Here is a 6,436-nt window from a genome sequence, read left to right as displayed (position 1 = left end):
CCACCTTCAACACACCAAGCAACACCGCGACCAAATCCGCCGACCGCCCCATCAACACACCAACCCGATCCGCACACCCCACCCCCCTACCCAACAACCAATTCGCCACCCGATCCGCCCGCCCATCCAACTCCCCCTACGTCAACGACACATCACCATCAACAACCGCGACCCCACCCGGCACCCGAGCCACCTGCACCGCGAACAACTCCGGCACACTCACCGAAGGCACCACCACCGCGGCGCCCTGCCACTGGTCGAGCACCGCATGCCACTCGGCCGGCTCCAGCACGTCCAGCCGCCCGACCGGCTGAGCGAGATCGGCGGCGAACTGGGCGAGCAACCGCAGCAGCCGGGCCAGCAACGCCCGGACGTCCGCCGAGCCGAACAGGTCAGGCCGGTAGTCGGCGCGGAACTCCATTTCTTCGCCCGGAACTACGCCGAGCAGCAACGGGTAGTGCGCGGCGTCCTTGGCGCCGGTCCCGGTGATCCGCAGGCCGCCCTCGTCGAGCAGGCCGCCGCCGGGCGGGCGCGGATAGTTCTGGTACACCACCAAAGTGTCGAAGGTCGCGCCAGCACCGGCCTCGCGCTGGATGTCGGCCAGGCCGAGGTGCTGGTGCGCGAACAGCCCGGCCTGTCGCACCTGGAGGTTGGTCAGCAGCCCGGCGACGCTCTGGCCGGGATCGAGGCGAACCCGCACCGGCACGGCGTTGATGAACAGCCCGAGCATGTGCTCGACGCCCGGCAGGTCGGCGGGACGTCCGGCGACGACGGTGCCGAACACGACATCGGCGCGCCCGGTGAGCTGCCCAACGAGCATCGCCCAGGCCGCCTGCACGACCGTGTTCAGGGTGACGCCGTGCGCGCGGGCGGCCACGTCGAGCGCGGCGGTGAGCGCCGAGTCCGCCCGGACCGCGACATGCTCGGGCTGGACCGGCGCGGAACCGGTGTCCGCCGGGGCGACGAGCGTCGGTTCGGACAGCCCCGCCAGCTCCGCGCGCCATGCTTCGCGGGCGGCGGCCTGGTCCTGACGGCTCAGCCAGGCCAGGTAGTCCCGGTACGGCGTCGCCGGGGGCAGCGCGCCGGAATCGCCACCCGCCGCGTAGATCTGCGCCAGCTCGCCGAACAGCACCGGCATCGACCAGCCGTCGAGCAGGATGTGGTGCAGGGTCACCACGAGGCGGTAGCGCGAGTCGTCGAGTTTGATCAACAGCAGCCGCAGCCACGGGGCGACGGCGAGGTCGAACCGGCGGGCGTGGTCCTCCTCGGCCAGTCGCGCCGCTTCGGCTTCGGCTTTCTCCTGAGGCAGACCCGACAGGTCTTCCGTACGCCACGGCAGCGGCACGCCCGCCACCACGACCTGGACCAGCCGCTGCGCGCCTTCCGGCTGGCGGAAGCTGACCCGCAGACCGGCGTGCCGTTCCAGCAGTGCCTCCCAGGACGACCGCAGCACCGCGACGTCCAGTGGCGCGGCCAGCTCCATGGTGCGCTGCTCCACGTACAGGTCCCGCGACCGCTCGTCGTACTGGGCGTGGAACAGCAGTCCCTCCTGCAGCGGCGACAACGGCCATACGTCTTCGATCCACATCTCGGTCACCGTGTTCACTCCACTTCTTCGGAGAGGCTCAGCCGCAACGCACCGAGCTGCTCGGGGGTCAGCGAAACCAGCGGGGCACCGGCGCCGCCGGATCCGGCCGCCCGCGCGGCGGGCCGGTGCCCGGCCAGCCCGGTGAGCATCGCGGCCCAGCCCTCGCCCAAGTCCCGCAACGCTTTCTCGTCGAACAGGGCCGCCGGGCAGGCCAGCGTCAGCGTCAGTTCAGGCCCGCCGGGCAGATCGAGGACTCGCGCTTCGGCTTCCAACGGGTGCGCGGCGGGGGTGTCGGCGTCGGCGGAGCCGCCGAGACCGGTGTCGCCGACCGGCCGCCATCCGCCCTTGGTGCCCGCGGGCTTCGTCGTCGCGGAGAACCGGCCGAGATAGTTGAAGCCGATCTGGGCGGCCGGAAGGGCGGCCATGGCCTGTCTGGTGTCCGGGTTGAGCTCACGCAGCAGCCCGTACCCCAGGCCGTCCCCAGGAACCGAGCGCAGCCGCTCGGCGACCCGCCGGAGCAGATCGCCCGCCGCTGGTCCGCCGGAGCGGACCCGCGCGTAGGCGACCGCGCCCGGATCGAGGCGAACGGGGTACGAACTGGTGAACCAGCCGACGGTGCGGGTCAGGTCCATATCGTCGGACAGCGGCTCCCGGCCGTGGCCTTCGATGTCCACCACCACACCGCCGGCGAGACCGCGGCCACGGCGGCGGCGCCACTCCCCGACCGCGGCGATCAAACCGGCGAGCAGAACATCATCGATGGCCGCGTCGAAGTCGGCCGGGAGCCGGGTGAGCAGTTCGGTCGTCGGCGCGGCGGCCAGCGTGAAGCTCGCCCGGCGAACGCCGTTGCCCACGGTGTCCACCGCCGGATCCAGCGGCCGCACGCCCAGTTCGACGGTGGGACCCGCGAGCAACCGCGTCCAAGCGGGCAGTTCCGCGACCCGCCGCGGGCTGGTCGCCTGCTCGGTGAGTGCCCGCGCCCACCGCAGGAACGACGTCCCGGTCTCGATCTCCGGTGCCCGGCCTTCGCTCACCGCGGCGTACGCCTCGCCGAGGTCGGGCACCAGGATCCGCCACGAGACGCCGTCCACCACGAGGTGATGGGCGACCAGCAGCACGCGTCCGGTGCGTTCGAACCAGACCATCTGCAGCATCACCCCGCCTGCCGGATCCAGCCGGTCGACCGCGTCCCGCGCGCCGGACGCCTCGTCGTCACCGGTGAACCGCGTGACGCACGCCGTCGCCCGCAGACCGTCGCCCGGTTCCGGGATCACCAGGTGCCCGTCGGACAGCCGCGAGCGCAGCACCCCGTGCCCGTCGAGCAGCACCTGCACGGTGGCGATCAGGTGGTCCAGTACCAGCCCGGCGGGCGCCTCGAGCAACATCGACTGCGTCAGGGTGCGGCCCGCTGACGCGGCGGCGCGCATCACCGGCGTCAGCGGGGCGTGCCCGGCCCCGGTATCCGCGAGCGTTGCCGGTGCGTCGGCGACCGCTTCGGCCACCCGTGCGAGACCGGCCGGGGTCCGGTGCTCGAACATCTGCCGCGCGGTGATCACCAGCCTCGCGCGGCGCGCTCTCGCCACGACCAGCATCGACATGATCGAATCACCGCCGAGAGCGAAGAACGAGTCGTCGGCGCACACCTTCTCGACACCGAGCACCTCGGCGAAAAGGTTGCACAGCAACGATTCCACCGGTGTTGCTGGCTCGCGTCCGGGAGTATGAGCGAACTCCGGGACGGGCAGCGCCGCCCGGTCGAGTTTGCCGTTCGCCGTGACCGGCAACGAATCCACCATGAGCACCGCGGCGGGCACGAGATAGTCGGGCAGCATCCCGGTCAGATACGTGCGTAGCGCGTCGGTGTCGACGTGGCCGTTGGCCGGGACGACATAGCCGACCAGACGCTCGTCCCGCACGATCACCGCGGCCTGACCGACCTGCTCGTGTCCAGCCAGGGCGGCTTCCACCTCGCCGGGCTCGATGCGGAAGCCGCGGATCTTGACCTGATCGTCGGCGCGCCCGGCGAAGGTCAGCAGGCCGTCCGCCGTCCACTTCGCGAGGTCGCCGGTCCGGTACATCCGCCCACCGAACGGACAGGCCACGAACCACCCCGCGGTCAGCCCGGCCTGTCCGTCGTAACCACGCGCCACACCCGCACCGGCCACATACAACTCGCCAGTCGCCCCCGGCGGCACCGGGTGCAGGAACTCGTCCAGCACGTAGGCGCGGGTGTTGTCCATCGGGCGGCCCAGCGGCACCACGTCCGGCACCACGTCGGTTCCCGTGAACGCCAGTTGGGTGGTGAACGCCGTGGTCTCCGTCGGCCCGTACGTCGTCCGGACCACCATGCCGGGGTGGGCCGCGAGCAGAGCCCGGATCGCCGAGGCGGAGACAACGTCGCCGCCCGTGGAAACCTCTCGCACCCCGGCGAAAATCTCCGGTGACTCTTCCGCCAGTACCCGGAACAGCCCGGCCGTGGCGTGCACATTGGTCACCCCGTGCTCGGCGATCACCGCCGCACGTTCACTCCCGTCCGAGGTCCCCGGCGGCAACAACACCAGACGACCGCCCCGCACCAACGGAACCCACAACTCGTATGTCGAAGCATCGAACGCGTGATTGGCCTGCACCAACGTCCGCTCGGACATCCCGGTGTCCCAGCACCGATCCAGCACAAAACTCACCACGTTCGCGTGAGTGACCGCCACACCCTTCGGCGTCCCCGTCGAGCCCGAGGTGAACATCACATACGCCAAACCCTCCGGCGGCACCGTAATGTCAGGCGCCCCAACGCTTTCCGAGGCCAGCGCCTCAGCGACAGCGGTATCCGCCAGCACCACCGACACCCGCGCGTCGCCCAACATCCGCGCGACCCGCCCGGTCGGATGCCCCGGATCGGCCGGGATGTACACCGCCCCGGCCTTGAGCACACCGAGCAACACCGCGACGAGATCGGCCGACCGGTCCAGCACCACGCCGACCCGATCCTCGCGCCGCACTCCCTTACCCAGCAACCAATTCGCCACCCGGTTCGCCCGCTCATCCAGCTCGGCATAGGTCAGCGACACATCGCCGTCGACAACCGCGACCCCACCCGGGGCCCGGGACACCTGCGCCGCGAACAGCTCCGGCACACTCACCGAAGGCACCACCACCGCGGTGTCGTTCCACCCGGCGACCACCGCCCGCCGCTCGGCCGGTTCCAGCACGTCCAGTTCGCCGACCCGGACGCCGGGGTTCGCGATCACCTGCTCGATCACCCGGTCGAACCGGGCGACGAACGCGCGGATCGTGGACTCGTCGAAGAGGTCGGTGGCGTACTGCACGCCACCCTCGATCCCGGCGGGCCTGCCGTCGGCGTCGCTCCGCTCATAAAGCGTGACCGACAGGTCGAAGCGAGCGGGGACGGCGTCGGCGGGCAACTCCCCTGGATGCCGGCGTTCCGGTTCCGTGTCACCGTCCACAGGCGGGTCCTGGACCACCAGCATGATCTGGAACAACGGGTTGCGGGCGAGCGAGCGCTCCGGCGCCAGTTCGTCCACCAGCCGCTCGAACGGCACGTCCTGATGGGTATACGCGGCCAGATCGGTTTCCCGTACCCGGGCGAGCAACTCGGTGAACGTCGGGTCACCGCTCACGTCGGTCCGCAACACCAACGTGTTCACGAAAAACCCGACCAGATCTTCGAGTGCGTGGTCGGCGCGGCCCGCGATCGGGGTGCCGACCGGGATGTCGGTGCCGGCGCCGAGGCGCGCCAGCAGCATCGCCAGCGCCGACTGCACCGCCATGAACACCGTGGCCGAGCCCTGCCGGGCAACGCGAGCCAGGGCTTCGTGCGCCCGTGCGCCGAGACCGGCGGGCACCGTGGCGCCGCGGAAGGACGGTGCGGCGGGCCGGGCCCGATCAGTGGGCAGGGACAGTTCCTCCGGCAGCCCGGCCAAGTTCCGTCGCCAGTAGCTCAGCTGAGCAGTGATCAGACTGTCAGGGTCCTCGGGTTCGCCGAGCAGTTCTCGTTGCCACAGCGCGTAATCGGCATAGGTCACCGCGAGCGGCGGCCAGTGGGGTGCCGAGCGCGCACAGCGAGCCCGATAGGCGTACCGGAGGTCGCGCTCGAGCACGCTCATCGATCCGCCGTCAACCGCGATGTGGTGCGCCACCACGACCAGAAGGTGCTCGGTGGCGGACCAGCTCACCAGCCCGGCCCGCCAGGGCGGTTCGGCGCCGAGGTCGAAGCCCTGACCGGTCAGCCGCGCCAGGAGGGCGGGCACGTCCCCGGCGGCCACCGTGTGGGTCCGCAGGCGAGGATGGGCCAGCGGGCCGTTCAGGATCTCCTGGTGCGGGGTGCCGTCGGTGGCGGGGTACCGGGTGCGCAGCGTCTCGTGCCGGTCGGCCACGTCGCCGAGCGCGGCGGCCAGCGCCGCGCGGTCCACCTCGCCCTTCAGCGGAACGATGAGCGGGACGTTGTAGATGGCCGTGCCGCGCGGCTCGTGCAGCTGGTCGAGGAACCACATGCGTTGCTGGCCATGGGAAAGCGGCACCCGATCCGGCCGGAGCCTGGCGGCCAGCGGCGGCCGGACGGCGGTGTCGCCGCCCCGGGCCACGAGCCGGGCCAGTCCCGCGACGGTCGGCTCGGTGAACAGGTCCCGGATACCGATCCCGGTGTCGAGCACCGCCCTGGCGCGGGCGATCAGGCGCATGCCGCGCAGGGAGTCGCCGCCGAGTGTGAAGAACGAGTCGTCGGCGCCCACGGTGTCCCGGCCGAGGATGTCGGCGTACAGCCCGCACAGCAGTTCTTCGACCGGGGTTGCCGGTGCTCGGCCGTTGGCACTTCTCCGCTCGGGTGCGGGA

General features: G+C 71.4%; 3 protein-coding genes. All 3 read right to left on the bottom strand.

Going from position 1 to position 6,436, the window contains the following annotated elements:
- Positions 1 to 130 (bottom strand): AMP-binding protein (locus tag VJT49_RS02950; protein WP_324162886.1); only part of this gene is annotated, 130 nt, incomplete at its 3' end.
- Between the two features lie 6 nt (positions 131 to 136).
- On the bottom strand, positions 137 to 1,588 hold the full coding sequence (locus tag VJT49_RS02945; RefSeq protein ID WP_324162884.1) for a condensation domain-containing protein: 1,452 nt from the start codon (positions 1,586 to 1,588) through the stop codon (positions 137 to 139).
- Between the two features lie 14 nt (positions 1,589 to 1,602).
- A partial coding sequence (locus VJT49_RS02940) for a non-ribosomal peptide synthetase (protein ID WP_324162882.1) occupies positions 1,603 to 6,436 on the bottom strand: 4,834 nt, incomplete at its 5' end.

It is taken from the genome of Amycolatopsis sp. (genome assembly GCF_035276945.1).
Taxonomy (GTDB): Bacteria; Actinomycetota; Actinomycetes; order Mycobacteriales; family Pseudonocardiaceae; genus Amycolatopsis_E.
The sequence above is the reverse complement of the archived record's forward strand: the minus strand, read 5'-3'. Positions and strand labels throughout refer to the sequence as shown.